Annotated in this window: 22 protein-coding genes and 2 pseudogenes; 17 read left to right on the forward strand and 7 right to left on the reverse strand. The window is 69.2% G+C overall.

Annotation, left to right across the window (positions count from 1 at the left end; all coding sequences use genetic code 11):
- The first annotated feature begins 464 nt into the window (after positions 1-464).
- The 3 genes from ACFWIC_RS38270 to ACFWIC_RS38280 all read left to right on the forward strand — a co-directional run bounded on the left by ACFWIC_RS38270 (position 465) and on the right by ACFWIC_RS38280 (position 2,996).
- Complete coding sequence (locus ACFWIC_RS38270; protein WP_380521617.1) at positions 465-1,295, forward strand: hypothetical protein; 831 nt, start codon at positions 465-467, stop codon at positions 1,293-1,295.
- 318 nt (positions 1,296-1,613) lie between these two features.
- Positions 1,614-2,345: a hypothetical protein gene (locus ACFWIC_RS38275; RefSeq protein WP_380521619.1), complete on the forward strand. Its 732-nt coding sequence runs from the start codon at positions 1,614-1,616 to the stop codon at positions 2,343-2,345.
- A 300-nt stretch (positions 2,346-2,645) separates the two neighbouring features.
- Positions 2,646-2,996 carry a peptidase inhibitor family I36 protein gene (locus ACFWIC_RS38280; RefSeq protein WP_380521620.1) on the forward strand — a complete coding sequence of 117 codons (351 nt, stop codon included), beginning with the start codon at positions 2,646-2,648 and terminating at the stop codon, positions 2,994-2,996.
- Positions 2,997-3,207: 211 nt separating this feature from the next.
- Here ACFWIC_RS38280 and ACFWIC_RS38285 read toward each other — a convergent pair whose 3' ends face one another.
- The 4 genes from ACFWIC_RS38285 to ACFWIC_RS38300 all read right to left on the reverse strand — a co-directional run bounded on the left by ACFWIC_RS38285 (position 3,208) and on the right by ACFWIC_RS38300 (position 6,949).
- Entirely contained in the window at positions 3,208-3,876 is a 669-nt protein-coding gene (locus ACFWIC_RS38285) for a hypothetical protein (protein ID WP_380521622.1), read from the reverse strand.
- A 190-nt stretch (positions 3,877-4,066) separates the two neighbouring features.
- Complete coding sequence (locus ACFWIC_RS38290; RefSeq protein ID WP_380521624.1) at positions 4,067-4,270, reverse strand: hypothetical protein; 204 nt, start codon at positions 4,268-4,270, stop codon at positions 4,067-4,069.
- Between the two features lie 71 nt (positions 4,271-4,341).
- Positions 4,342-5,004, reverse strand: a complete 663-nt coding sequence (locus tag ACFWIC_RS38295; RefSeq protein WP_380521626.1) for a hypothetical protein — start codon at positions 5,002-5,004, stop codon at positions 4,342-4,344.
- Between the two features lie 361 nt (positions 5,005-5,365).
- On the reverse strand, positions 5,366-6,949 hold the full coding sequence (locus ACFWIC_RS38300; protein WP_380521628.1) for an ISL3 family transposase: 1,584 nt from the start codon (positions 6,947-6,949) through the stop codon (positions 5,366-5,368).
- A gap of 330 nt (positions 6,950-7,279) precedes the next feature.
- On the opposite strand from ACFWIC_RS38300, the gene ACFWIC_RS38305 reads away from it, so the two are divergent.
- From ACFWIC_RS38305 to ACFWIC_RS38320, 4 genes and pseudogenes are all read left to right on the forward strand, one after another.
- The gene (locus ACFWIC_RS38305) at positions 7,280-7,513 is read left to right on the forward strand and encodes a hypothetical protein (RefSeq protein ID WP_380521629.1); all 234 of its coding nucleotides are present in this window, start codon (positions 7,280-7,282) and stop codon (positions 7,511-7,513) included.
- Complete coding sequence (locus ACFWIC_RS38310; RefSeq protein ID WP_380521631.1) at positions 7,510-7,911, forward strand: ATP-binding protein; 402 nt, start codon at positions 7,510-7,512, stop codon at positions 7,909-7,911. The genes ACFWIC_RS38305 and ACFWIC_RS38310 overlap by 4 nt, the downstream gene beginning before the upstream one ends.
- Positions 7,905-8,376 (forward strand): annotated as a pseudogene (locus tag ACFWIC_RS38315) (ATP-binding protein). Before ACFWIC_RS38310 ends, ACFWIC_RS38315 begins: the two are co-directional and overlap by 7 nt.
- Before the next feature lie 168 nt (positions 8,377-8,544).
- Entirely contained in the window at positions 8,545-8,883 is a 339-nt protein-coding gene (locus tag ACFWIC_RS38320; protein ID WP_380521633.1) for a cyclic-phosphate processing receiver domain-containing protein, read from the forward strand.
- A gap of 607 nt (positions 8,884-9,490) precedes the next feature.
- Here the strand turns inward: ACFWIC_RS38320 and ACFWIC_RS38325 are convergent.
- Positions 9,491-9,721, reverse strand: a complete 231-nt coding sequence (locus ACFWIC_RS38325; protein WP_380521634.1) for a hypothetical protein — start codon at positions 9,719-9,721, stop codon at positions 9,491-9,493.
- An 800-nt stretch (positions 9,722-10,521) separates the two neighbouring features.
- Between ACFWIC_RS38325 and ACFWIC_RS38330 the strand changes: the two genes are divergently transcribed.
- Entirely contained in the window at positions 10,522-12,708 is a 2,187-nt protein-coding gene (locus ACFWIC_RS38330) for an alkaline phosphatase D family protein (protein ID WP_380521636.1), read from the forward strand.
- A 629-nt stretch (positions 12,709-13,337) separates the two neighbouring features.
- Entirely contained in the window at positions 13,338-15,344 is a 2,007-nt protein-coding gene (locus ACFWIC_RS38335; protein ID WP_380521638.1) for an RICIN domain-containing protein, read from the forward strand.
- A 715-nt stretch (positions 15,345-16,059) separates the two neighbouring features.
- Here ACFWIC_RS38335 and ACFWIC_RS38340 read toward each other — a convergent pair.
- Both ACFWIC_RS38340 and ACFWIC_RS38345 read right to left on the reverse strand, forming a co-directional pair.
- Complete coding sequence (locus tag ACFWIC_RS38340) at positions 16,060-16,422, reverse strand: hypothetical protein (RefSeq protein ID WP_380521639.1); 363 nt, start codon at positions 16,420-16,422, stop codon at positions 16,060-16,062.
- A 595-nt stretch (positions 16,423-17,017) separates the two neighbouring features.
- Positions 17,018-18,172: an ABC transporter substrate-binding protein gene (locus ACFWIC_RS38345; protein WP_380521640.1), complete on the reverse strand. Its 1,155-nt coding sequence runs from the start codon at positions 18,170-18,172 to the stop codon at positions 17,018-17,020.
- A 524-nt stretch (positions 18,173-18,696) separates the two neighbouring features.
- On the opposite strand from ACFWIC_RS38345, the gene ACFWIC_RS38350 reads away from it, so the two are divergent.
- The 8 genes and pseudogenes from ACFWIC_RS38350 to ACFWIC_RS38385 form a co-directional block, all read left to right on the forward strand.
- The gene (locus ACFWIC_RS38350) at positions 18,697-19,077 is read left to right on the forward strand and encodes a hypothetical protein (RefSeq protein WP_380521641.1); all 381 of its coding nucleotides are present in this window, start codon (positions 18,697-18,699) and stop codon (positions 19,075-19,077) included.
- Between the two features lie 44 nt (positions 19,078-19,121).
- Complete coding sequence (gene glnT, locus ACFWIC_RS38355) at positions 19,122-20,438, forward strand: type III glutamate--ammonia ligase (RefSeq protein WP_380521643.1); 1,317 nt, start codon at positions 19,122-19,124, stop codon at positions 20,436-20,438.
- Between the two features lie 48 nt (positions 20,439-20,486).
- On the forward strand, positions 20,487-21,362 hold the full coding sequence (locus ACFWIC_RS38360) for a glutamine amidotransferase (protein WP_380521645.1): 876 nt from the start codon (positions 20,487-20,489) through the stop codon (positions 21,360-21,362).
- Entirely contained in the window at positions 21,350-22,024 is a 675-nt protein-coding gene (locus ACFWIC_RS38365) for a glutamate synthase (RefSeq protein WP_380361100.1), read from the forward strand. The genes ACFWIC_RS38360 and ACFWIC_RS38365 overlap by 13 nt, the downstream gene beginning before the upstream one ends.
- Positions 22,025-22,040: 16 nt before the next feature.
- On the forward strand, positions 22,041-23,360 hold the full coding sequence (locus ACFWIC_RS38370) for an FMN-binding glutamate synthase family protein (protein ID WP_380521647.1): 1,320 nt from the start codon (positions 22,041-22,043) through the stop codon (positions 23,358-23,360).
- Positions 23,357-24,442: an FAD-dependent oxidoreductase gene (locus ACFWIC_RS38375; RefSeq protein ID WP_380521649.1), complete on the forward strand. Its 1,086-nt coding sequence runs from the start codon at positions 23,357-23,359 to the stop codon at positions 24,440-24,442. Before ACFWIC_RS38370 ends, ACFWIC_RS38375 begins: the two co-directional genes overlap by 4 nt.
- Before the next feature lie 26 nt (positions 24,443-24,468).
- Positions 24,469-25,092 carry a helix-turn-helix domain-containing protein gene (locus tag ACFWIC_RS38380; RefSeq protein WP_380521651.1) on the forward strand — a complete coding sequence of 208 codons (624 nt, stop codon included), beginning with the start codon at positions 24,469-24,471 and terminating at the stop codon, positions 25,090-25,092.
- 101 nt (positions 25,093-25,193) lie between these two features.
- Positions 25,194-25,491 (forward strand): annotated as a pseudogene (locus ACFWIC_RS38385) (ammonia channel protein); the annotation flags it as partial.

Consider the following 25,491-nt stretch of genomic DNA (forward strand, 5'->3'; position numbering starts at 1 on the left):
ACCGGGCCCCCTTCCGAGCTGAACGTCTCACGACATCCAACCGGTCCAGGGCCCTCCGGTACCAACCCGGCGAACCTATGCGGTCACAGCACTAGCTAGCCTCAAGGACGCGGCGGTATCCACTGAGACGTTCGGCCTGGGTTCGTACAACGCGTCCGCTCACCAGCCTGATGATGCCACGGGCCCTCGACCGAACGGTGGGCCCTCGCCCTCGCTCGCAGGAAGCCGCTGACCCGCAGTCGTCTCACTCAACCAAGTCCACGCAGGTCACGGCTCACCTGGTCGACGAACTTCGGTGCGACAGGTCATTCGATGAGTCTCAGCGAAGTTTGACGGACTGGGGTTTGTCTCAACGAGGTTTGACCGCCGATGTCCTCTGGCAAGAGACACACCCGGTCTTCAAGGCCATTCGAGTGCGTTGAATTCGGTGGTGGCACGGTTGTGCTGTTGGCCATGCTGGGGGGATGGGTGATCGTGCGAACTTCGTCGTTGTCCGCGAGAGCGGTGAGTATGAGCTGTACCTGTCGAGGTTTGGCGCAGTGGGGATCGACCTCGACTTGCTGGCTGGACCGGCAGAGACTCTCTCGATGGTCCGGTGCCTGGGAGCGGGCGACCGGTGGCTGGACGATGTGATGTGCCAAGGTGCGGCACTGATCGACCTGGGCCGGAAGGTGCTGATGCTGTTCGCCTGGGAAGGGCCAAGCGCCGAGATGCGCTATCGGGCTGCCACTCTTGAGCTGCTGCGGGAGGCGTGGACGGGCTGGGAGGTCCGGTGGATGTACGACGGCCCCGCCGACCTGCGCACCTACCTGGGGTTGGACTCCGAACACGTCCGCGATCGCGATTGCGGACTCGTCGTGGGACCGATGCTCGAACCGGACGACGAGGACTTGGCCGACCCCGAGTCGCCGCTCGCGGTGGTGACGGTCGGAACGGACCGCTGCCACGTGCTGGCGAACATCAATGACCACCCGGTCCGAGAAGGCACCGCCCTGCTCGATCGTCTGGCCGGCGCCCCGGACCACGGGGTGTGCAAGCTGCCAGCCGATGCCGGTATCCACATCGACCTGCTGCGTCGACGGGTGGGCTGGTGGTTGCTCGGAGCATCGGCGGAGGCGTACGAGATGCCGCAGCGATGGCCCGGTTGGACGGTGGAGTTTTGGCAAGACCGCTGGCAGGAGCATGCACGGTGGGCGCCAGGACTCTTCGAGCCGCCGCAGGTCGACCGAGAACGCGCTCTGGCGGACGTACGGAGCGCGGCCACACATCGCCGAGAACAACGGATACGCCCGTAGGCGACAGTGTCGACTCCTCAAGATCGGTTGGCAGGCAGCCAAGATCACCTGTCGCGGGACCGCCGGGTTCGGAGGGGATCGTCTTCGACGGCGTTGGGGTTCTCGTAGAGAGCGAGTTCGGCGTCTCGAAGGCGGCTGCTGAGCGAGAGGCACTTCTTCGAGCAGGTGTTGCGGGTGAAGCTGACCAGGCTCAGAGGTGGCGCTCTTCGAGGGTGTTGGATCCCTCATAGCTGACTCTGTCGTAGCGGAGAAGAATGCCCCGGCCCGGGCGGGCGTGTTGTGGGACGGTTCGGTTCGTTCAACGGAGAGGTGGAGTGTGTGGGGATCGACTACTGCTACGAGATCGTCGTTCCTGCCCAGAGCGTCGCAAGGGCGCTGACCGAACTCGCTGTGCTGGCGCCGAGGACGCGCCGACTGCCGCAGATCACGGTGACCCTGCCCGGGGGCGATCAGCTGCTTCTCCCGTTCACCTCGAACTTCAAGACCGAACCGGTCGACTGCTCGGACGGCAGCACACTGCACCTCGACACCACGCTCATGTTCGGCGTCGACGACGACGCGATGCGCGAGTTCTCCGAGACCGTCCGAGGGGAACGCGACGAGCACGACGGGCTGGCGGTCGGATACATCTACCTCGCAGTCCAGTTCACGTCCTGGTGGCACCCCGGCTACGTGTCACTGCGCTTCACCGCGGCCACGACGGGCATGAGCCAGGCGTTCGAGCAGTCCGCCAGCATCCGGGAGGTGTTCACCGCACTGACCGCCGCGAGTGGCGGGATCTGCTGCCTGCTCGACACCGAGAGCGTCACCTGGCAGATCTGCTGGCTGAACGGCGGACGGATGCAAGACACCGTCCCCGGCTCGCGTTTCGCCGACCACCAAGACCTGGTGGCGACCTGGCCGGCTCCGGACGGGCTGCGCGCCGGGACCCCCGGCCGGACGGACTGGACGCGGACGGTCTCGGCGGAACCAGTGCCCACGCCACCGCGTGCCGGCCGCGGCGGAGACTTGGCCCAGCAGCCGACACCGAACACTCAACCCGCCAGCTGAAGCGCTTGCCGTAGGGGTCGGTCAAACTCCGTTGAGACGCATCAACTACTTTGATACGGGTCACTGTTGTCCTTCTACAAGTGACTTCGACCGTTTGCCAAGTGATTTTGACGTGTGCCAGGTTTCTGCCACTCGATCTTGACCGGCGGTTGAGGCGTCGAGGGTGGCACTCCCGGCCCGGCCGGACCTCTCCCGCGACTCGCACACCTGGTTCATTTGTGATCTTCGCCGGTTGGCGCTTGACCACGCCTGGTGGCGGATAGTGTCTGACTGATAACACTCCGAGAAGGGATGATCCTCATGCCCGTGACCGTGTACGTCGACTACGACTACAAGGGCAAGACCGCCACGCTCAAGCCGGGACGCCACCAGGTCGACCCGTCCCTGAACGACTCCATCTCCTCCGTCCGCGTGCCCGCGGGGTGGACGGTGACGCTCTACGAGCACACCGACTTCAGCGGCGAGAAGGCCGTTCTGACGGCCGACACCGCCAGGGTGCCGGCGGCTCTGCAGGACAAGGCGTCCGCGATCCTCATCGAGGAGGCCGCCAAGGCCGGCTCCGACGAGTCGGACGACGACGGGACGTCCATCCTCTCTGCGGAGAACGGTGACAACTGGTTCTACTTCGAGGACCAGAGCGACGGCAGCTGATCCGTCCGCCGCCGCCGCGAGGTAGCGGACGGCCGGGCGGGGCGGTGCGTCGGCGGAAACCGCCCCGGCCACTCCCGGCCCGGCCGGTCCGTCGTCAAGATCTCTTGGCAATCGGTCAAGGTCGCCTGTCAGAGGACACCTGTCTCAACATAGTTTGACCAGTCTCACCGAAGTTTGACTGGTGCCGAGATCTCGCGACTCGGCCTGAGTTTCAGGCGCGCTGGAGCTGGAGGATCCGGCGCCACCAGAGCTGCGGAGCAGAGGGCGCCGTCTCGGTGACAACGGGGCCGAGATGGCTCTCGATCGGGGCGTCCCACTCGATCAGGACACCGGGGAACCAGGTGACCGGTTTGGTGTCGCCACGCGCGTTTGCCCAGGCGGCGACGCGTTGGGCGGTGTCCCGGTCGGGCAGCAAGCCGCGTTCGTTAACACCCACACCGAGACTGAGCACACCGTCGTCGTACAGGTCATTGCAGAGCCAGCTGTGGAGCAGCCCGTAGTCGTAGCCGAGTACCTCCCAGCCGAGTTCGTGCCCGTCCTCGGCCATCTCCCGGGCAGCGGCCGCTCCGACGCCCCGACCGTCGAGGTGGGCGAGCAGCACCGGCTCGTCCGTCCCGGCCGCGCGGATGTCGGCAACGAAGCCGCCGACATGCTCGGAGGGCACCAGCAGGGCGTACAGGCGCGCCTCCGCGGGCACCTGGAACAGGAGGCAGGCCGCCAACGCCTCCCGCGCGGTACCGAACCAGCAGCCATCCTGCGAAAGCCGGTCGCTCAGGCACTCGGACGCCGTGATCAGCCGCTCCGTCCGGGGCATACCCGAGCCCGCGAGCCGCTCGGGCGCTGTGACGAAGTAGCCGGCGAGCAGTATCTCGTCGGGCACGTCAACGTCGGAAGGAAGACCCCCGATCATTCCGGCACCGTACCTGACCTGCGGCGTCAAAGCCCGATGAGACGAATTTCAGGCGGTCAAACTTCGTTGAGACGGGTCACGCCGCAACCGACCGCCGTGTCCTTTGACACGCGATCTTGACCGATCGGCAAGTGATCTTGACCAGGGGGAAGGCCGCATATCAGGTGTAGACGGTCTGCCCGTACTCCTCGCGGCTCACCTGGAAGTCGTTCGGTCGGTCGCGTCGGAGCTCCTCGTACCGCTGCGCGAAGACGTCGAGCGCGTCATGGATCGTGCAGCCGGACGCATCCCGGATCGCCTTGATCGTAAGGACGATCCGATGGTCCAGGATGTGACGGTCTACGGTCTCGGGCAGGTACTCCATGGGCTGACCGTACAGACGGCTGTTCGGCCACGCCGGTGAATATCACCTGTCAGAGGACACGCCGGCCTTCGTCAGGGCTGCCGGAACCGGATCAGCGGCAGGTGTTCCACGGCGTCCGGGTCGGCCCGCGGGTCGTAGGCGGAGAGTCCGGCCGTCCGCACCCGTTCGGCGATTCGCAGCCACTTCCGGTGGTCCGTCTCGGAGGTGAGCACCGAATGGTTGACGTTCGGGTCCTCCAGCGCCAGGCCCGGGACATGGTGGAGCTGCGCCGGCGCCTTCTCCGCCGCCCGGTCGATCTCGGCCGGCGTCATCCCGTCCGCTTCCCGGCACACCAGCGCCCGGTGGAAGCGGTCCGTGTCCGGGTGGAGCTCCAGCCGTTCGTCGGCCGGGCGCAGCCGGCGGGCCGGGATGGTGTGGGCGATCGTGCCGGGGAAGGTGAGGGCCTTTCCGTCCGCGTCGGTGACGGTGCCGGTGATCTCGTACTCCTGGCCCTCGGCGAGGTCGAGGGTCGCGGCCTGTTCGGCGGTCAGGCGCAGCCGGGCGCGTCCGGCCGGGATGTCCCGGCTGACCACCACCATGTTGGGTTCCTCGCCGAAGCCGGTCGCGGTCACGGTGATGCGCCGCCCGCGGACCAGGTGCAGCTGCATGTTGGCCCGCCACTGCTCGGGTGTGTCTCCCGGACGGCGCAGCGGGAGGCGCTGGGGGATGTTCGCGATGTAGGTCTCGCCGACCATGATGAGGATCTTCGAAATTGGCTCTGACCGGATCTGCGTGAATGATCAAGGCAAGAGTTGACGGTGGGTCATGTTGTGGGGTGGGGCGGGCTGGCCGGTACCTTCCAGGCGTGCATCAGGGCAAGTACGACGCATCTTGCGTCCCGACGGTCGTAGCCCGTTGCCGAGCGGATTTCGCTGATCGCCGCTGCCACTTTCCCGTGTTGGACGAGCTCGCTGGCGCGCTCCTGTGCCGAGCGCGGCACCGGCAGCCGCAAGGCCCTGACGATATCGGGATCCCAGCCCTGCCTTCGCGCACGCCACGATCGCAGCCGTGGCCCCATCGACCAGTTCACTGTTCCCCCAGAGCTGCCGTGGCCGTTCAGTAGTTCTTGGTGAGGATACGGATCCGCAGGAGGCGGAAGGAGGCCCGGCCGTACATTTGCCTCTTGATCGTTTTGACCCTGTTGACGTTGCCCTCCACGATGCCGGAGCTCCAGGGGAGGGTGGGGCCGGCGGTGACGGCGTCGAGATCCTGGCGGAGGAAGCCGGCGAAGGAGCTCATCCGGCTGGGGCCGTCTTGCTCGGCCTGGCGGATCCACTCGGGCAGGAGGGTTCCGTGGCGCTTGCTGACGAGGTCGTGGAAGGTACGGGCGAGGTCGCAGGCCCGGGCGATGTCCGGGCAGACGAGCCGGACGTCCAGGAGCCTGCCCTCCTCGTCGGAGGTGAGGGTGTCGCGGGGCCGCATGATCCACGAGGTGATCTTGCGCGGGCTGGGGATGTCGGCCCGGACCGGTTCGGCTGTGCCCTTCCGCAGGGCGGTGAGGTGCTTACGGACGACCTGGATGCTGCCGCGGTAGCCACGTTCGCGGATCTCCTCGAACAGGCGGGTGCCACTGGTGCACCCGGCGGTGAAGCGGCTGTTCAGGTAGGGCTTGAACGGTTCCAGGAGACCCGCTGGGCGGCGGTCGCGGGCGGAGCCGAGCAGGACGTCGAGGTCGGTGGTCTTGAAGCGGCGTACGGTCTTGCGGTCCAGTCCAAGGTGGCGGGCGATGGCGCTGATCGTCCAGCCCTTCCCCAGTAGCCGGTGGACGTCCGCGTAGCGGTGGCGGGTCCGCTCGACCATCTGGGTGCGGGGCAGCTCCAGTGGCGGCAACAGCACCATCGGGGGCTCGGACGAGTCCTCCTCCTCGGCCCGTTTCCGCAGGCAGGAGCGGTGCTGGTGGCAGGTCTTCTCCACCGCTGCGGAGAGGTTCTGCAGCAGGTGCCACCTGTCAGCGACTTCGGTGGCGTCCGGGGCCGCCTGCTTGACCGCCTTGGTGTAGGCCGAGGCCCTGTCCCGGCAGATGATCTCCGCACCGGGATGCGCCGTGAGCCATGCGGCGAACGTCTCGGACGTCCGGTCGGGCAGAACGTCCACTACCCGCCCGGTCTCGACGTCGACCAGGATTGCCCCGTACCGGCGACCTCGCCGGAAGGCGAACTCGTCCACGCCGAGCACCCGTGGAGCCCGCTCCGGCGCTGGCGAGGCCTCCAGCAGTTTCAGCAGGCGGGTCCGGCCGGCCGCCAGGTGGAGCTTGCGGCAGAGCCGTGCGCCGGCCCGGCCGCCCAGCTCGACGGCAACCGCGCGCAGCACTTCCTTCAACCCGAGACTGGACCTTCGATGACGTTCTGTCAGCCGGTCGACCTGCTCGACGAACGTCGTCCGTCCGCACGACCGGCGGTCGCAGAAGAACCGGCGAACCCTGAGTCGGACGGCCAACTTGCGTCCGCCCAGCGGCTGTTCGGCCAGAGTCCGCCGGTACGTCGAATGGACCCGGGCCGCCTTCCGTCCGTATGGCGGGCAGCGACCGGGCGGTCCACACGCGACCGCGTAGGCGAAGAGCACCTCCTCGGTCGCGGTCACACCCTCCAACCGCACAGCGATCCTGGGAAACAGAACATCCTCGACCGAGCAGACCCCCATGAACGAGAGCTGCCCAGGGCGAACGTTCCTGCATTCACGCCCTGACCTGGGGATTCACGCAGATCCGGTCAGAGCCAAATTCAACGATCCCCATCAACCACGACGTCCCCGGTACGCATCGCTGTCTCCTCGCCCGTGCCTGTCTCCATCGTGCCCGGCCCGGGGCCGCGCACCGCACCCGCAAGGCCGGTGAGTTCGCCCCGGACCCGGTGAGATCCGCCCCGCAAGGCCGGTGAGTTTCGCCCCGCCAAACTTTTCACCGCAGGTCACCAGGCCGGTCCGGCGGTGCGGCGCACACCGTACGTCGCACCCTGCGCACCGACCCGGCCCTTGGCTGCGCACGGCCTGGAAGGCACCGACGCGGACGACGCCGAGCTCCTGGCCGGCCCCGACGAGGCCGGTGAAGTCGCGCCCGCGGCCGCCGGAGCCCAGGTGATCTCCCTGCACGCGCGCCGCCTGCCACCCGACCCGCGCCAGGCACTGCCCGACATGAGCAAGTACGACCGGCTGCTGAGCCCGGTCGCCAGCCGCGACAGCCAGACCCAGAAAGGCCACGGCGCATGAGGCCCACCATCACCGTCACCGACCAGGACGACGAGCAGGACACCGGCAAGGTCCCCGGCCGCAGGATGTCGCTGCGCGGCGACCCGGAGGACATGCTCATCGACGAAGCATGCCGCGAGCTTCGCCTGCCGGCATTCCGCGAGCGGTTCATCGACCTGGCAGGCACCGCCCGGCGCGAGCAGGCCACCTACAAGCAGTTCCTGCTGGACCTGCTGCAGGTCGAACTCGCCGACCGGGACCTCCGCCGCCAGCAGCGACTCCTGCGGCTGGCCCGCTTCCCGCGGCCCAAGCGGCTGGAGGACTTCGACTTCGAGAAGAACCCCAACGTCACCCCCGAGGTCGTCGGGGGGACCTCGAATCCCCGACCTGGGTCCGCGAGGGCCGGCCGCTGGTGCTGATCGGAGACTCCGGCACCGGCAAGTCCCACCTGCTGATCGGCATCGGCACCGCAATCGCCGAGACCGGCCTGTCGGTCCGCTACACCACCACCAGCGCACTGGTGAACGAGCTCGCGAGGCCGACGCGAGCCGCCGCCTGTCCTCGGTGATCGCCCGCTACAGCAAGATCGATCTTTTGTGCCTGGACGAGTTCGGCTACCTGAACCTGGACCGCAAGGGCGCGAAGTTGCTGTTCCAGATCTTCACCGAGCCGAGGAGCGCAAGGCCACCTCGGTCGCCACGAACTCACCCTTCACCGAATGGGATAAGACCTTCGGCGACGCCCGCCTCTGCGCGGCCATCGCCGACCGGATCACCCTCCGCTGCACCCTGATCCAGACCGGCACCGAGTCCTACCGCTACCAGGCCACCCAGGAATCCTCTTCCCTACTCCGAACTGACAGGCCTGTCTCCGTGCTGCCATGAATGCGCCGCTCAGACCCAAGTCGGTACCCCAAACGGCGTTGGACGGGCACTGGCCCACTCATGATGGATCAACAGGAGCCTGCTGCCCCACCTTGATGTGGCACCGCCCGCCCAGCAGAGCCTCAATACTCCGTGGTTATCCCGCCCGCCTACTGTGACAATCACCCAGTGAAAGAAGCCCCCACCTCGCCGATACCCGTCGTCCTCGGCATAGACGACCTCCGCCCCCTTCCCCGGGCCACGCGGATTGCCCGCACCAGCCGCGAAGGTATCCAGCTTCTGGAAGAGCACCGCCACAGCTTCATTGACGAGCTGTGGCTCGACCACGATCTCGGTGGCGACGACACCATCATGCCGGTGGTGACCCTTATGGAGGAAGCCGCCTTCAACGGACAGCCCTTTCAGATCGGAGCTGTCTTCGTCCACAGCGCCAACCCCATCGGTGCCGAAACCGTCGTCAGGTCGCTCGCCCGCTGGAGCTACCGTGTCCAGCGGGCAACGGCCTAGGGAGCCCGGACCGCCCACCCAGCGACCTTCTGGACCTTCACCTGTACGCCGGCTTCGCCACCAACAGCATGAAAGGGCTGGACCCACGGGTCCAGCCCTTGGCGCGTCATAGGCGCGAGCCCCTGGCCGCGACTTGTCAGGGAGGCGACCCGGGCCCGCATCGAAAAGCTACCGACACCCCGATCCCGGCCCCCTCGGACACTCCGCCCAGGCCCGCCAGGTCACCCGATCCATACCGTTCGTCGTGGGCCGTTCCGGTCATTCGTAGGATCGGGGCACCCAGGGGTGCTGGGTATGGCTGTCACCCGACCGCCGATGATGTGGCTTCCACTGATTGGCCGCCCGGTACCCCGCGACGACTCGGCCGCTAATTGGGGCAGACGCGCCCAGGCCGTCGCCGCCCTCCTGGTGACCGGGGCCGTGTCCGGTCGTTGAACCGGTTCGAGCGCCCCGACCGGCGCGCGCGGTAGTGCCCTGCTCCACGCCCGTCGCCCTGACACCCCCCGTGGGCGATGGGCCGGCGCGGCACCACCCGCCGGGGGCGGCCGGACGCGCATGCCGGCCGCCCCCGGACACACGGAGGGCCGCCACCCTGCGCGCTTCCTTTCTAGCGGTCGTCGCAATACCTCAGCTCAGGGGATGCGATGGACTTCGAGATCCGCAAGGAACGGAAGCCGCAGGGACCGAGGAAGGTCGCCGAGGAGAGGGCGGCATACTTCCAGCTCATGCAGCAGGGTGTGAGCGGCCGGGAGGCGTACCGGCGCAGCGGGTCGGCGTGGGCGAGCAGGGTGCGGTGGGCGGGTGTTGATCTTCGGCCGGTGAGGGGGAGTGGTGTCAAGGCCCGAAATGCTGATGGGGCGGATAGCACAATCGTATGGGCTCCTCTGCGTGCCGCGCGCCTTCGCCGCGGGGTAGGAGAAGAGGCGGGTGCGGGCCGGGAATTCTCCGCTTGTGACGCCCTGTGCGGGTCGGTCGGGCGTGCCCGTCGTCCGGTCGGGAGGTTCGGTGTGAGTTCGCAGGGAGACGAACGTCACCTCCGGGGCCCAGCGGAGCGCTCTGGTCGGTCAGGGGCGGCGAATTGTCAACAACTCCCTTGATTTGATCGGTACTTCATGCGCGAACCCTGCCCGGGGTGGCCGCTTCGGGAGGTGGTTCTCAGGTCGCCGCCCAGCCGGCGGCCCGCCTGCGGATTTCCCCCGGGGGTGTCCCGGCCGCCGAGGGAATCGGCCGGAGTGGATCAAGAACCGGAGTAGTGGATCAAGAGCCGGAGTAGTGATCCACCTTTTTCGCCCGTTGCCGGGATCGTGCCGTTGTTCCCCCGCCTTCGATGGATGTCCGGGTTCCGGAGTATTGACAGTGCAGTTGCGCGGCGCTGTAGTTCCAACTAATCCCTCCTGCTTCGCCGGTTCCGGTGCACTGCCTCACCGGTCCGCCGAAGCGGCGGCAGCGTCACATTCGGCTGAGCTGCGATGTCCCCACCCGGGCGCCTGCGGCGGCCCCGTGCGTTGCACTGTCCAGCCCGCTACCAGCGGGTTGCCCGTCCCCCGCTCCACCCCCTTCCGGGCCCTGGTTCGGCCGTGCCCGGATGAGGCTGTGCTTCGACAGAGCCGTCGACACACATCACACCAGGAGAAGACAATGGACGACTCTCCCCGTACCCCGTACCAGGTCAGCCGCCGTACGGTGGTGCAGCTGCTGGGCGCCGGCGCGGCGGTGGCCGCCGCCGGAAATGTCATGACCGGCACCGACGCGGTGGCGCACTCGCGCTCCTCGTCGGGACTGGTCGCGGCCGTGCTGGACGAAATCGACAGCGCTACGAACGCCCGCGGGCTGAAGGCGCTGCTGCAGAACGCCGGTTTCGAGGTGATAGACCTGGACCCGACCCGCGCGGCGAACGCCCAGGCCAAGACCGTGCACCTGATCGCCTTCGGCAGCTTCGCCAACAGCGGCGCCATGACCGGGTACTCCACCTTCGTGACGAACCAGTGCGACTCGCTGCAGGCGTTCGTCAAAGCCGGCGGCGTGGTCCTCGACCTCGCTCAGCCCGACTCTCCCGGCCTCGGTGTGTCCTACCTGCCGGTCACCAAGTACCAGTACGACGCGATCCCGATGCACGCGGTGCGCACCGACTACGACTCCAACACGATCTACCCGGTGGACACCGGCCACATGCTGGTGAAGGCCCTGACGGCCCCGTCCGCCCCGTCGTCCGCCCAGCCGGTGTTCATCGGCCGCCGCACCAAGCGCGGCGACGGGGCGAATCTCTGGACCAGCTGGGAGTCGATCGGCGCCTGGGCCGAGATGCGCGCACTCCTGTCCTGTACACCGGGGGAGAGCTTCCCGGCGGCCCTGCTGGAGGGCAAGAGCGGATCCGGCAGGTACCTGGTCTCCAGCCTCACCATCGACAAGTGCTACGCGGAGGACGGAACGGCGCTCGAGTCCGCCGCCGCCATCGAGGACAGCCACAAGTTCTTCCACGCCCTGACGGACTACGTGACGTGGGTGCGGGCAAACCCCACGGCCAATGTGGGTCAGACAGAGTCGCCCAAGGCCGGCCCGCTCGTCGGCCACGTGGACGAGACGACGGCCCGGATCTGGGCACGACCGGGCGTGTCCCACTCGTCCTGGAAGTGCGAGGTGCTCGCGGGGGCCGTGGTGAAGGCCAGCCTCACCAAGAACGTCGACACCGGCAACGACAACACCGTCCTGTTCGACGTGACGGGCCTGCAGGCGGGCACGGCATACACCTACACCATCACCCCCGTCACGTCGCAAGGCCAGACCCCGCCGTCCTTCGTCCCGATGGCCGGGAAGTTCACGACCGCACCGACGCCGGGCACGGCCACCAAGGCCACCCTCGGCTTCGGCTCCTGCGCGCACACCGTGTCGAACCCCGTGTGGCAACAGATCATCAACAAGGGCTGCGAGGGCTTCGTCATGCTCGGCGACACCCCGTACGCCGACAGAGGCGTCCCGGCGGGTACCGCCACCGCTACCGCTCTGGCCAAGGCGCGCAGGACCCACCGCGAATTCCTGGCCGCGCCAGGCATCGACAACCTGGTCAGGTCGATGCCGATCTGGGCAACGTGGGACGACCACGACTTCGGCCTCAACGGCTCCGACGGCACCTTCACCGGGAAGGCGCCCTTCCGCCAGGCGTTCGTCGACTACCACGCCAACGCTACCTTCGGCCACGCCACCAACGGCACCCAGCCGGTGACCGGCCGGGGCCCCGGTGAAGGCATCTACACCTCCTTCCGGCGCGGCCCGATCGAGGTGTTCCTCACCGACCCCCGGTGGTTCTCCAACGCGAGCGCCAACCCGAAGGTCTGCATGGGACCGGTCCAGAAGGCCTGGCTGTTCGACCGCCTGAGCAAGAGCACCGCCACCTTCAAGATCCTCGCCTCGGGAATGACCTGGTACGACAAGGACGGCCCCGAGGGCGACCACTGGGCCAACTACCAAACCGAGAAGACCGAACTGCTCGAGTACATCAGAACCAACAACATCAAGGGCTGCGTCCTGCTCAGCGGCGACATCCACGTCTCCCGTGCCCTGAAGAACAACGACAACCCGCTGCGCAACTACGATCTGTGGGAGTTCGTCGTCAGCCCGCTGCACGACATCACGGCCGGCCACCTGGCGACCCTGACCACTCCCGGCCTCGTGGCCCACACCGACGCGCCACGCACCTTCCTCAAGCTGGAGGCCGACACCAGCCCCGGTGTCCAGGGGAAGCTGACCGCCACCTGGATCAACGACAAGGGCGAGAACGTCATCAGCCCCATCGTGCTCACCACAACCTCGCTCGGGTACGCGACCTGACACCCGGTAGGCGTGGGACCACGGGGCGACCGCGGTCCCACGCCGGCCACCTCACCCTCTCGGCCCGGCAGCCGGCGAGGCGACGCCCGTCCGAAACACCCTGCACACCTGACACCCCATCGCCGTGATCGGCACGATCGTGCCGCGCCTCGGCTCCGTGAAGCTCCCCGAAGCCGCGCGCGGCACTGAGCAAGTCCCTGCGCATCCTCAAGACCGACACACGGGCCCGCACGAGGACATCCCACCCAGCACCCCCGCCGGAGCCGCTCAGGCCGCCCCTGTCCCCGTGCTCCCGGCCATCCCCCCACCCAGAACCGAGTCACCCCCCACCAGCCCCACCACATCCAGCGCCCCCACCCGGACATCCCTGAACAGATCCCCACCCAGGCAGGGCGCCGACAGTCCCGACCCGACGCCGTTCGTCCGACCCGCCGGATGCAGCGGCCAGGTCGGCAACACCCCGGGCATGTCCGAGACGGACCACGTTGAGCAGAGCGCGTCGCCCAGGACCTCCACACGGACCGCGGCCGTGCGCGTCCGCCGGTGCGGGCCCGCGAGGACCGGCCCGGTGCGGACGACGAACCGACACAACGAGCCCTGATCATCCGATTCGGCAAAGGAGCCGCGTCATGTTCAATAGACCCGCCGCCTGGCCACCGACCGGCGAGGACCCGCTGTCACGGCGCCACAGCATCCAGACATCCGCCGCGCGGCCCTTCTCCTCATCTGCCGGCCGCCGCCTCGCCACCTCGATCGTGGCCGGGTTCACCCTGCTGGCCACCTCCGCCACGTTGGCTCCCCCGCCGGCCGCCGCCACGATCCCCGCGCCGGACCCCGCACAGGCACCGTACGACCGTGCCAAGGACGCGCCGGTGCTGATCGTGCTCGGCCAGAGCAACGCGGAGGGGTGGACGGCTCCCCTCACGGACGCGGACCAGACGAAGTGCCGGTCCCTCACGAACGTCAAAGGGCTGAACCGGACGGACCACCGGGTGGTCGGAGCGACGACGGCCACCTGGTCGCCCTACACCTGCGCCGGCAACAACCTCGGCCTGGAACACGGAGCAGAGCCCAAGGTGGGCTACAACTACAACGTCGCGTCGGCCACCGCGCTGCGCTGGCAGCGCGCCATAGAGGGGGGAACGCGCCTGCCCGACCTCAACGTGATCCACATCGCCTGGGGCAGCCAGGGCGTTCTGGAGACCGAGTTCGGGGGGAACAACCGCTGGTGGCCGGACCGCGACCCGACCGACATCGAAAGCCTGTTCCCGCTGGCGATGAACACCATCAGCAACGGCCTGCGCGCACTCCAGGAGAACGGCAAGCGGCCCCGCATCATCGGCATCCACTGGAACCAGTGGGAGGCCGAGGCGAAGAATGCCGACACCACCGTCAACGGCCTCCAGGAGGCGCTCCTCAAGGTCCTGAACCCGCTGCGAACGATCACCGGCGACACCGGGGCCCCGATCTTCCTCTACCGTCCGCGCTCCAGGAACTACGTCGAAAAGTATGGCGAGGTACCGACACAACGAGTCACCGAAGCGCTGACCACCTTCATCGCCAAACAGCCCGCCCCCCACCCCTACCGGATGCTCGACGCGGCGGATGCCACCACGGCAACGGGTACCTCGCTCTACAACGCCGACACCCCACCCAATTACGGGATCTACGCCGATAGTGTTCACTACACCCCCGCCGTGCACGAGTGGTTCGCTGCGCAGCAGTGGAAGACCGTCTTCACCGACGGCCAGTACGGCACACCGGTGAAGGCCACCGTCAACGCCGCCCTGGGCAGGCCCGCCACCCAGTCCTCCACCAGCAACAGGGGATTCGCCGCACGGGCGGCGGACGGCAACACCAGCGGCGCCTCGGAGAACCAGAGCCTCAGCCAGACCAAGAACGAGACGCGGGCCTGGTGGCAGACCGACCTCGGCGCGCGGCTTCCGATCCGGTCGGTGGAGCTGTTCAACCGCACGGGCGAGGTGGCCAAGGGCCTCACCGACTTCTACGTCGTCGTGTCGGCCACGGATCTCACCGGCCGCAGCTGGGCGAGCATCGAAGCAGACCCGGCGGTGAAGAAGATCCGAATCCCTGGCACCGCACCCACGAAGCTCACCGTTCCCGTCGGCGCCGACGGACGTTTCGTCCGTGTCCAGCTCGCCGGCACCAACCAGCTCACCCTGGCCGAGGTCCGCGTCAACGCCACCCCGGACGGTGTCCGCACCCTCACCATCGGCGGCAAGGCCCTGGGCGTCCCGGCGGCCTCGAAGTTCCCCGGCAGCCGGCTCAGCACCCGCAACGCACGCAACGACCTCAGCCAGAAGTGGACCCTCACCCAGCAACGGGACGGGAACTACACGCTCGTCAACCAGGCATCCGGGCTCTGCGCCGACGTAACCGCCGCGTCCTACGCGCCCGGCACGCGCATCATTCAGTGGCGCTGCACCGGCCACGTCAACCAGCGCTGGACCATCGCCTCGGTCAACGGCGGCTACACCATCGCCTCGGCCGACAGCAAACTCCTGCTCACCACAGCCTCGACCGCCAACGGCGCCCTGATCACCCAGCAGGCCGCCTCACGCACAGCTCTCCAGAAGTGGAACATCACCGACCCACCCACCAGGACAGCACACTGACCTGAGGCCCACCCCACGCCCCGCCCTGCGCGGTACCAGGCAACCGCTCTCCCGTCCCGAACCCCGGGGGGAGGACCTCGGCGAATCCCATCCCTGCCGTGCGGGCAGGGCCGGCTCGCCGGAGGGATCTTCAGGGGACGGGACAGAGTGCCTCCGACCCCATACCACCTGCAGTCGCTCAAGGGCCGGCCGCCCTGGCCGGAGACCCGCGCGACCCCCAAGAACTCCGAGTCCGGGGCGGCCTGGTACCGCCTTCCCGGATGAGGGACTGCTGGAGGATGCACGCCCCGGCGCGGGCCCACTCCAGTGCGGAGTCCAGCTCGCCGGGCACCTCACCCTGGTCGTCGTCCTCGTCGTCGAAGCCGCCCACCACGGGTGCGGCCTTCTCCGCCCGTGTCCTGGTGATCCGTGTCTTCGACGGAAGGGAGGGCCGGTGCCCGGTGCGGTGCCTCGGGTGCGAGGTGGCTCTACGGTCCGTGTTTCGCGGGTGGCGCGTGCGCGGGTGGCCGGGCGGCCGGTGGGTGGGCGGCGTGGGCGCACGGGCCCGGGGGTGTGTGGTGCCGGGTGATCCGGTGTACGGTCCCGCGTGCGTCCACGGCCCACAGCACGTCCGCGGCGATCTCGCGCCGGGCCATGCGGACGATTCCGGGGCCGCCGCCGGGCAGGTCGACCGTGCGCCCCACCCAGCGGGTCCAGGCCGGGTCCGAGCTCGTGATCACCGTCCCCACCCCCATCGGGCGATCAGTTGAGACGGCGGGAGTTCGATGACGCGGGTTCCCGAGCTGGTGAGTTGGGACCAGATCGAGCGCGCTTCGAGGTCGGAGAGGGAGAAGACGAACGGGCCCGGGACGAGCAGCGCGCGGAAGGCGCCCGCGGTCAGCAGCCCGATCAGACGATGGAGGGCGGGAAGCGGGCCCCGGGAGCGGTGGCCGTTGTCGAGGAACACGGCCAAAGGCGTGAACCTGAGCTCGTTCGCGAGGTGCCGCAGTGCGTGCAGGTGGGGTCCCATCCCGCTCGGGTCGAAGGGGTAGCAGCGCAGGTAGACGGCTGCGGAAGTATTGGTACGAACCGGTTTCATGTGTCACGCCCCGGGAATCCGGATAATCCGGGCCAATGGCCCGGAATCGGTCATGGCGACAGGAAACCGCTCGGCGACCCACCGGGGCCAGCCCCACCGGCTGTCGTTCTCGTCACAGTTCGGCCGGAGAGCGGGGCGATCGACGGCGCACCGGGACAGGAGCCGCCCGCCCGAGACTCCCCGGTGGGCCGTGAGGCGCCGGACGGCGCCGCCGACCCCGAATCCGGCCGGGCGCCCCTCCGGCAGGCCTTCCACCGCCCCACCACCCCCGCTGGCGGCGACCGGCGACGCAGCGCCCGCAACGCCGGAGCGGGGCGGGAACCGCACGTCCCGGCGGTGCGACGCCTCCTGCTTCAGCCGGGGCCGCAACCACTCGGAGTCACCGCCAGGCCAAGGACGCTCGACGACACCACCAGCCGGATCCGCGCCGCCTCCAACAGGCGTCGCGGATCCGAGGAGAGGAACGCAACGAGGCCTTCTACGGTCCGGCGACAGGTGGACGCTGCCCCGCCCTCCGCGCCGAGGGGGCAGTTGGAAGGCCCAACGGCCGCTGTGCGCTCCGGTCTACCCGTACCCGGCAGGGACGGCTGCGCCGTCAGGAGGACGGGGCGGGCTTCGGCGGGACGGTCTTGTCCCAGTTCTCCTTGACGACTTTGCGGGCCTGTTCCAGCTGTGCCGGGTTGGGGAAGCGGGGTGTGCCCTCCACGGTGGGCAGCGTGGCGGCGAGGTTCGTGTCGAGGGTGCCGTCCTTGGCCATGGCGTCCATCTGGGCCGGGCGGGCGTAGCCCACGAGTCGCAGGTTCTGACCCTCGGGGCTGGCAAGGTACTCCTCCCACAGCCGGGCCGCCGCCGGGTGGGGGGCGTCCTTGTTGATCGCCTGGGCGTAGTACTGGGAGAAGCTGCCGTCGAAGGGGATGGCGACCCTCCAGTCCACCCCTTGGCCGCGCAGGGCGTCGACGTGCTGGAGGTTGAGGTAGTCCCAGTCGATGGAGATCGGCGTCTCGCCTTTGACGATCGACTCCGGTACGGGGTTGCCGGTGTTGTAGTTGCCCACGGCGGCGAGCCGGCCGAAGTAGTCGATGCCCGGCTGGATGTCGTCGAACGAGCCGTTGTTGGCGAGGGCCGCGGCGTAGACGCCGGCGAAGGCCGATCCGGCGGTGTTGGGGTTGCCGCCGTTCAGCGCGACCATGCCGTTGTACTCCGGTTTCAGCAGCTCGGCGAAGGAGACCGGGCAGGTCCTTACGCGGGCCGCGTCGCAGCCGATGGACACATAGCCGCCGTAGCTGTTGTACCAGCGGGCCTGCGGGTCCTTCTGGTTCTCCGCGATCTGCCCGTAGGCGGCGACCCGGTAGGGAGCCAGCAGACCCTCCTCGGCGGCTGCTACGGCGAAGGAGTCCCCGAGGTCGAGCACGTCGGGCGCCCGCTCCTGACCGCGGTAGCGCTTCATGTCGTCGATCTCGTTCTGACTGTCACCGTTGGGATTGTCGACGGTGACCTTGATCCCGTACTTCTCCTCGAACCCGTCGATCAGACCCCCGTAGTTCGCCCAGTGCCGCAGCAGCGTGGTGGCGGTCAGAGCCCCTTCCTGCTGCGCCGCCCGGATGAGTGCGTCCATGCCGCCGACCTCGGCGGCGGACGCGGCCACCTCCGGCGCCACCGGAGCGGGCGGGCTCTCGCTTCCGCAGCCGGCGCTGCCGAGCGCCACGAGGCCGAGGCAGAGAGTCAGGGCCAGGGCTCGGGGGGAAGCCACGACACCTCCGGAAAGAAGCGCCTCGAGCACCGCTGGTGACCGGGGCTCGCTCACAGGGCAGCCGACGGCTTCAGGCTACTCCGGTCCGGTCGCGTCGGGGGGAGTGGCGCGGCGGGCACCCGGCGTGGCCGCGCTGTTCGTCACCGCCGGGCGAAGAGCCTCCTGATCTCCTCGGGGCCGCCGGCAACGGCGCGCCGACGGCGTCCCGAGGCACCGCCGCCCGTCCCCAGACACAGCTGTGCCCCTGGGAGACCGCCTCCCCGCAAGGCGCTCTCGGGGCAGCAGGCACAGATGCCCCCCGTGCGGCTCCCCGCTGCATTCGTCTTGGTGCTTCCGCCTGGCGGCCGGCCTGGGGCTGCACGGCCCTAGGCCGGCCGCCGACGGCCACTTCCGTCACGACCGGCGCCCACACACCGCCCGCTCCACGCCGTGATCGGCGAGCTGCGCGAGCCGGCCCGGGGTCAGCTTCGCCCGCCTGGCTCTTCTGGTTGTCGAGCCAGGTGCCCAGGGCAAGGTACGACACGGTGACGCTGCTTGTGCGGGCGTGGGACCCGTGGGTGGCCGTGCTGCTCGACGAAGGCCGCCAGGGCGGCCAGGCCTTGGGCGAACCGGTCGGTGCGGGAGACCTTCGGCTTCGTCTCGGCGGCGGCCTCGGCGGCCACCAGCCCGGGGTCCTCCTCGACGCCGACCCCCGCGAGCAGGTCCCGCTGATCGGCCTCCAGACCCGGCCGGCCGGCCGGCCGGCCCGCTGCGCCTTGTGCGTTTGCCTGTCGGGCACGGCTTTTCGCAACGACCGTGCCCAGGACGGTCGTGGGTCTCGCCGCGGCGGACTCCTGAGCCGGCGTTGGGCTTACCAGGAGCTTCCACGGTGGAAATCCCCCGGTAACGCCACGTGCGTCTACTGATAGGCAACGATGGATCACTGCAGTAGACATCCTGGGAGGGATTCATGGCGACCGCCATCCCCGATCTCGCCGAGTTGGTTCGCGCCGACGGCATCGAATTCGTCCTTGCCGTCTTCGTGGACCTGACCGGAAAGCCGTGCGCCAAGCTCGTCCCGTCCCAGGCCGTGGAGGAACTCCGGGACGCGGGCGTCGGTTTCGCCGGATACGCGGCCGGTGCGCTCGGCCAGCAGCCCGGCGATCCCGATGTCGTCGCACGGCCGGATGCCTCCTCCTACACGCCCGTTCCGTTCGTCAAGCCCGGTCTGGCCCTGGTCCACTGCGATCCGCATGTGGAGGGGGAGCCCTGGCCGTACGCTCCGCGGGTCATCCTGCGCAGGCTGGTGGAGCGGGCCGCGGGGCGGGGGCTGTCCCTCTCGGTGGGGGCGGAGGTCGAGTACTTCCTGGTGAGCCGGGACGCGCACGGCGTGCTGAGCGTCGCCGATGCCAGGGACACGGCCGCCCGGCCCTGCTATGACGCACACGGACTGACCCGGATGTACGACCATCTCACCGCCGTGTCCTCGGCCATGAACGCCCTCGGCTGGGGCAACTACGCCAACGACCACGAGGACGGCAACGGCCAGTTCGAGCAGAACTTCCGGCATGCCGACGCCCTCACCACCGCCGACCGGGTCATCACCATGCGGTACCTGGTGTCGGTCCTGGCCGAACAGCGCGGCATGACCGCCACGTTCATGCCGAAGCCGTTCGCCGACCGTACCGGCACCGGCATGCACCTGCACCTGTCGCTCTGGCGGGGTGACGACCCCGCGTTCCCCGACGCCACCGACGGGCGTGGCCTCGGCCTCTCTCCGCTCGCCTACTCCTTCGTCGCCGGGATCGTCGAGCACGCGCGGGCCCTGCAGGCCGTCATCGCGCCGACGGTCAACTCCTACAAGCGCACCGGCGCGGTGGCCACCCGCTCGGGTGCCAGCTGGTCACCGCGCATCGCGGGGTACGGCGGTAACGACCGCACCCGCTTCGTGCGGGTCCCCGACGGCAATCGCATCGAGCTGCGCGGCGGGGACGGCGCTGCCAATCCCTACCTTGCCGCCGCGGTCGCCCTTGCCGCCGGCCTCGACGGCATCGACCGAGGCCTCGACCCCGGCGATCCGGGCGCGGGCGGGAAGGGGCCCGAGCTCCCGCCGACCCTGCTGCACGCCGTGGAGGCGCTCCAGGCCGATGACGTGGTCAGCGGCGCCCTGGACGTGGCCGGGAGCGGCGTGAGCCGGTACTTCGCCGATCTCAAGCGCGAGGAGTTCTTCGACTGGCACGCCACGGTCGGCCCCTGGGAGCTCGACCGCTATCTGACGGCCTTCTGACCGGTCCCCGAACGTCGTCCGCTTCGCCGTTCTCTGAAGGGATTTGAGATGTGCGGAATCGTGGGGCTCCATCTGCGTGAGCCCTCGCTCGAACCTCGGCTCGGTGAGCTCCTGACCGCGATGCTGGGGCAGGTCGTCGAACGCGGGCGGGACTCGGCCGGTGTCGCGGTCTACGGTGACCCGCGCCTGTCCCCGCCGGGACGGGCCGCCGTCTCGCTGCTCGGCGTCACGCCGGCCGACGCGCGGGCCGCACTGCCGGGCGCCGTGGCCCTCGCGGCCGACGCCACCACCGTCGTTCACGCGGACCTCCCCGTCGCCGGGCTGCTCGCGGCCGTCGCGGACGCCCTGCCGCGGGCGACCGTCATCGGCTCCGGCATCGGAATGGCCGTACTCAAAGGCACCGGGAACCCCGTGGAACTGGCCGAGTCCTTCGGGCTCGCGTCGGTCACCGGCCGGCAGGGCGTCGGCCACACCCGGATGGCCACCGAGTCCGCCGTGACGCCCGAGGGGGCCCACCCGTTCTCGGTCAGCCCCGGCCAGTGCCTGGTGCACAACGGCTCCTTCGCCAACCACGCCACCATTCGCCGTGAACTGCGTTCCCGAGGAATGGAGTTCGACAGCGAGAACGACTCCGAGGTCGGTGCCCGCTTCATCGCGCACCAGCTCTCGGAAGGCGCCGATCTGGAGAGGGCGCTGCGGCTGCTGTGCGAGCGGTTCGACGGCTTCTACACCCTGCTGGTGTCCACGAGCGACTCCTTCGCCGTCGTCCGCGATGCCATCGCCTGCAAGCCGGCCCTCGTCGCCGAGACCGACGGGTGGGTCGCGATGGCCTCCGAGTACCGGGCCCTGGACGTCCTGCCGGGCATCGAGAACGCCCGTATCTTCGAACCCGAGCCGGAAGAGGTGTACGTATGGCAACGCTGATCGATCTGGCCGAGACCCCGGTGCGCGAGCTCAACCGGGCTCTGCACACGCCCTCGGCCACGGCCTGGCGCATCCTCAATCCGCGTGGCGCCCACGCCGTGGCCTGCGGAATCCGGGAGGAACTCGTCGTGGACGTCGAAGGCCACGTCGGTTACTACTGCGCGGGAATGAACCAGCGGGCCACCGTCACCGTCCACGGGAACGCCGGGACCGGCGTCGCCGAGAACATGATGTCCGGCACGGTGCGTGTGCGTGGCAACGCCTCCCAGTCCGCCGGCGCGACCGCCCACGGCGGCCTCCTGGTGATCGACGAGGACGCCTCCGCCCGGTGCGGGATCTCCATGAAGGGTGTGGACATCGTGGTGGGCGGAAACGTCGGCCACATGAGCGCGTTCATGGGCCAGGCCGGGCGGTTGGTGGTCTGCGGCGACGCGGGAGACGCCCTGGGAGACTCCCTCTACGAGGCGCGCATCTACGTCCGCGGGACGGTCAGGTCACTGGGCGCGGACTGTGTGGAGAAGGAGATGCGGCCCGAACACCACGCCGAGCTGGCCGAGTTGCTCAGCGCGGCCGGGCGGGGCGAGGATCCGGCCGACTTCCGCCGGTACGGATCGGCCCGCGAGCTGTATCACTTCAAGGTCGACAACACGTCATCGTACTGAGGGAGTTCGAGGAAGCATGGAACCCGCATCACACGGCCTTCGCGAGTCCGCGACCTTCGATCGCGCCACCATCCACGCCATCCAGCGTGCCGCCGAGACCGGCGTCTACGCCATCCGCGGCGGAGGCGCCAAGCGCAGAGTTCCGCACTTCGACGACCTACTGCTGCTCGGCGCGTCCATGTCCCGCTATCCGCTGGAGGGCTACCGCGAGAGCTGTGGCACGGACGTCGCCCTCGGCACCCGGCACGCCTCGCACCCGCTGCGGCTGAAGACACCCGTCACCATCGCCGGCATGAGCTTCGGGGCGTTGTCCGCCCAGGCCAAGGAGGCGCTCGGCCGTGGGGCCAGCGAGGTGGGCACCTCGACGACCACCGGTGACGGCGGCATGACCCCGGAGGAACGCGGCCATTCCCAGCACCTCGTCTACCAGTACCTGCCGTCCCGGTACGGTATGAACCCCGACGACCTGCGCGCCGCCGACGCCATCGAAGTCGTCCTCGGCCAAGGCGCCAAGCCCGGCGGCGGGGGCATGCTGCTCGGTCAGAAGGTCACCGAACGGGTCGCCGGCATGCGGACGCTGCCCGTCGGCATCGACCAGCGCAGCGCTTGCCGCCACCCCGACTGGACCGGCCCCGACGACCTCGCCATCAAGATCCTCGAACTGCGCGAGATCACCGACTGGGAGAAGCCGGTCTACGTGAAGGTGGGCGCGGCCCGGACGTACTACGACGTCAGGCTCGCGGTCCAGGCCGGTGCCGATGTCGTCGTCGTGGACGGCATGCAGGGCGGCACGGCCGCCACTCAGGACGTCTTCATCGAACACGTCGGCATCCCCACCCTGGCCGCCCTGCCCCAAGCCGTACGGGCACTGCAGGAGTTGGGTGCCCACCGTCAGGTCCAGCTGATCGTCTCCGGCGGCATCCGCAGCGGCGCCGATCTGGCGAAGGCGCTCGCCCTGGGCGCGGACGCCGTCGCCATCGGCACGGCCGCCCTGATCGCCCTGGGCGACAACCACCCGAAGTACGACGCCGAGTACCGTCGGCTCGGCTCCGCCGCAGGCTACTACGACGACTACCAGGACGGCCGCGACCCCGCCGGCATCTCCACCCAGGACGAGGAACTCTCCGCCCGCCTCGACCCCGTGGAGGCCGGTCGGCGACTCGCGAACTACCTCCGCGTGATGACGATGGAGGCCCAGACCCTCGCCCGCGCCTGCGGCAAGGCACACCTCCTCCACCTCGAACCCGAGGACCTGGTCGCCCTCACCATCGAGTCCGCCGCCATGGCCCGCGTCCCGCTCGTCGGCACCCGGTGGATCCCCGGGGAGGGCCTGTGATCGCCGTCGTCGGCGCAGGCCTGATGGGTGCCGCCACCGCCTGGCAACTGGCCCGCCGCGGCCACGAGGTCACCCTGATCGAGGCGTACGACATCGGCCACCGGCACGGCAGTTCACACGGCAGCTCCCGGATCTTCCGACGCGCCTACGCCGATCCCTTTTACGTCGGCCTGACCGGCAAGGCGGCCGAGAAGTGGTGCGAACTGGAACACGACAGCGCAACTCCACTGCTGCGCACCACCGGTGGCCTCGACTTCGGGGAGCGACGTGACCTGGAGAGCCTGGCCGCCGTGCTGGGCGAGGCCGGAGTGCGCTGCGAGGTACTCGGTGCGCCGGCCGCCGCGGAACGCTGGCCCTACATCCGCTTCACGGGCCCGGCGCTGTACCACCCGGACGCGGGTGTCATCGACGCCGACGGGACCGTCGCGGCGTGTGTGCGCAGGGCGACCGAGCACGGTGCGGACATCTGGCCCGGCGTACGCGTCACGGGCATCGACGTACCGGGCGCGGTGGTGCTGCGTACGGACGACGGACGTGAGCTCACCTGCGACACCGTGGTCGTAGCCGCCGGTGCGTGGCTGCCCGGCCTCGAACTGCCCGTCACGCTGCCGCCGCTCAAGGTGACCCAGCAGCAGGTCTTCCACTTCCGGCAACGGGAGCCGTCCGTGGCCTGGCCGGTCCTGGTTTGCAAGGACGCGTCTATGCAGGTCTTCGGCCTGCCCTCCGGCGCCGACGGCGGCGCCCTCCCTGCGGTCAAGGTCGCCGAACACGACCGCGGCACCCCCACCACGGCAACCACCCGTACCGGCATCGTCGACCCGTCGTCGCGGATCCGTGTGAGCGCATTCGTCCAGGACCGGCTCCCGGGCCTCGACCCCGACCCGGTCGCCGGGACGACCTGCCTCTACACCACCACCGTTGACGACGAGTTCGTCCTCGACCGCCACGGCCCCTTCGTCATCGTTTCCGCGTGCTCCGGCCACGGCGCGAAGTTCGCCCCGGTCATCGGCGCGATGGCCGCCGACCTCGCCACCGGCCGCGCACGGCCCCACCCCCGCTTCCGCCTGGACCGCACGGCATAGGGGTTCGAACAGAATAGGATGCGTCGGTGACAGAGCGCGCCGAGCACACCGAACCCGCAGCGGACTCCGACGACACGGCCCTGGAGCGCATCATCGCGATCCGGGCCCGCGGGTACCGGCAGGCGGCCGGCCTGTCGGTCGGTGAGATGGCGCGGCGGGTCGGCATCTCCAAGGCCATGCTGTCGAAGATCGAGAACGCTCAGACCGCGTGCAGCCTCACCACGCTCTCCCGGCTCGCGCGCGGTCTCGACGTCCCGGTCACCGCCCTCTTCCGCGGCATGGACGACGAACGCGAGGCCGTCTTCGTCCCCGCCGGGCACGGCGCCCGCATTGTCCGGCGCGGCACCCGCATCGGCCACGAGTACGCCCAGCTCGGCTCCCTGCGGGGCGCTCACAAGCGCATGGACGCCCTGCTGGTCACCCTCACCGAGTCCAGCGAGGTCTTCCCGCTCTTTCAGCACGCCGGAACCGAGATCATCTACATGCTCGAAGGTGTCATGGTCTACGGCCACGGGAAGTCCAGCTACACCCTGCGCTCCGGTGATGCCCTCCAGTTCGACGGCGAGGCCCCGCACGGTCCGGAGCGGCTGGCCGAACTCCCCATCCGCTTCCTGGCGGTGACGGCCTTCGGGGACAGCCCCCAGCACTGAAACCCGGCCTTAATCGGCCGCGGAGGGATTCGTAACGCACCGCGTGTCTACTGCCGTGAAACATAGTTTCCTTCTGCTGGACTTCTCCGTGGAGCGTACGCATGGACACCGGAAGTACCGCTTGGATGCTCGCGAGCACGGCACTCGTCTGTCTGATGGTGCCGGGCCTCGCGCTCTTCTACGGGGGCATGGTCGCCGCGAAGAGCATCCTCAACATGATCATGATGACCTTCGGGTCAGTGGCCCTGGTGGGCTGCATCTGGGTGCTCTACGGCTTCTCGGCCTCCTTCGGTGATTCGATCGGCGGCGCCGGGATCCTCGGTGACGTCACCGAGTACGTCGGCCTGAGCGGGGTGACGGCGGACGACCCGGACGCCGTCATCCCGCTTTCCGTCTTCG

The organism is Kitasatospora sp. NPDC127035 (assembly GCF_042726075.1).
GTDB lineage: Bacteria > Actinomycetota > Actinomycetes > Streptomycetales > Streptomycetaceae > Kitasatospora.

Bases quoted from the DNA above. Each gene is read 5' to 3' on its own strand.
- ACFWIC_RS38270 (WP_380521617.1), top strand. From the start codon at position 465: ATGGGTGATCGTGCGAACTTCGTCGTTGTCCGCGAGAGCGGTGAGTAT.
- ACFWIC_RS38280 (WP_380521620.1), top strand. From the start codon at position 2,646: ATGCCCGTGACCGTGTACGTCGACTACGACTACAAGGGCAAGACCGCC.
- ACFWIC_RS38290 (WP_380521624.1), bottom strand. From the start codon at position 4,270: ATGGAGTACCTGCCCGAGACCGTAGACCGTCACATCCTGGACCATCGG.
- ACFWIC_RS38295 (WP_380521626.1), bottom strand. From the start codon at position 5,004: ATGGTCGGCGAGACCTACATCGCGAACATCCCCCAGCGCCTCCCGCTG.
- ACFWIC_RS38300 (WP_380521628.1), bottom strand. From the start codon at position 6,949: ATGGGGGTCTGCTCGGTCGAGGATGTTCTGTTTCCCAGGATCGCTGTG.
- ACFWIC_RS38310 (WP_380521631.1), top strand. From the start codon at position 7,510: ATGAGGCCCACCATCACCGTCACCGACCAGGACGACGAGCAGGACACC.
- ACFWIC_RS38330 (WP_380521636.1), top strand. From the start codon at position 10,522: ATGGACGACTCTCCCCGTACCCCGTACCAGGTCAGCCGCCGTACGGTG.
- ACFWIC_RS38335 (WP_380521638.1), top strand. From the start codon at position 13,338: ATGTTCAATAGACCCGCCGCCTGGCCACCGACCGGCGAGGACCCGCTG.
- ACFWIC_RS38340 (WP_380521639.1), bottom strand. From the start codon at position 16,422: ATGAAACCGGTTCGTACCAATACTTCCGCAGCCGTCTACCTGCGCTGC.
- glnT (WP_380521643.1), top strand. From the start codon at position 19,122: ATGGCGACCGCCATCCCCGATCTCGCCGAGTTGGTTCGCGCCGACGGC.
- ACFWIC_RS38360 (WP_380521645.1), top strand. From the start codon at position 20,487: ATGTGCGGAATCGTGGGGCTCCATCTGCGTGAGCCCTCGCTCGAACCT.
- ACFWIC_RS38365 (WP_380361100.1), top strand. From the start codon at position 21,350: ATGGCAACGCTGATCGATCTGGCCGAGACCCCGGTGCGCGAGCTCAAC.
- ACFWIC_RS38370 (WP_380521647.1), top strand. From the start codon at position 22,041: ATGGAACCCGCATCACACGGCCTTCGCGAGTCCGCGACCTTCGATCGC.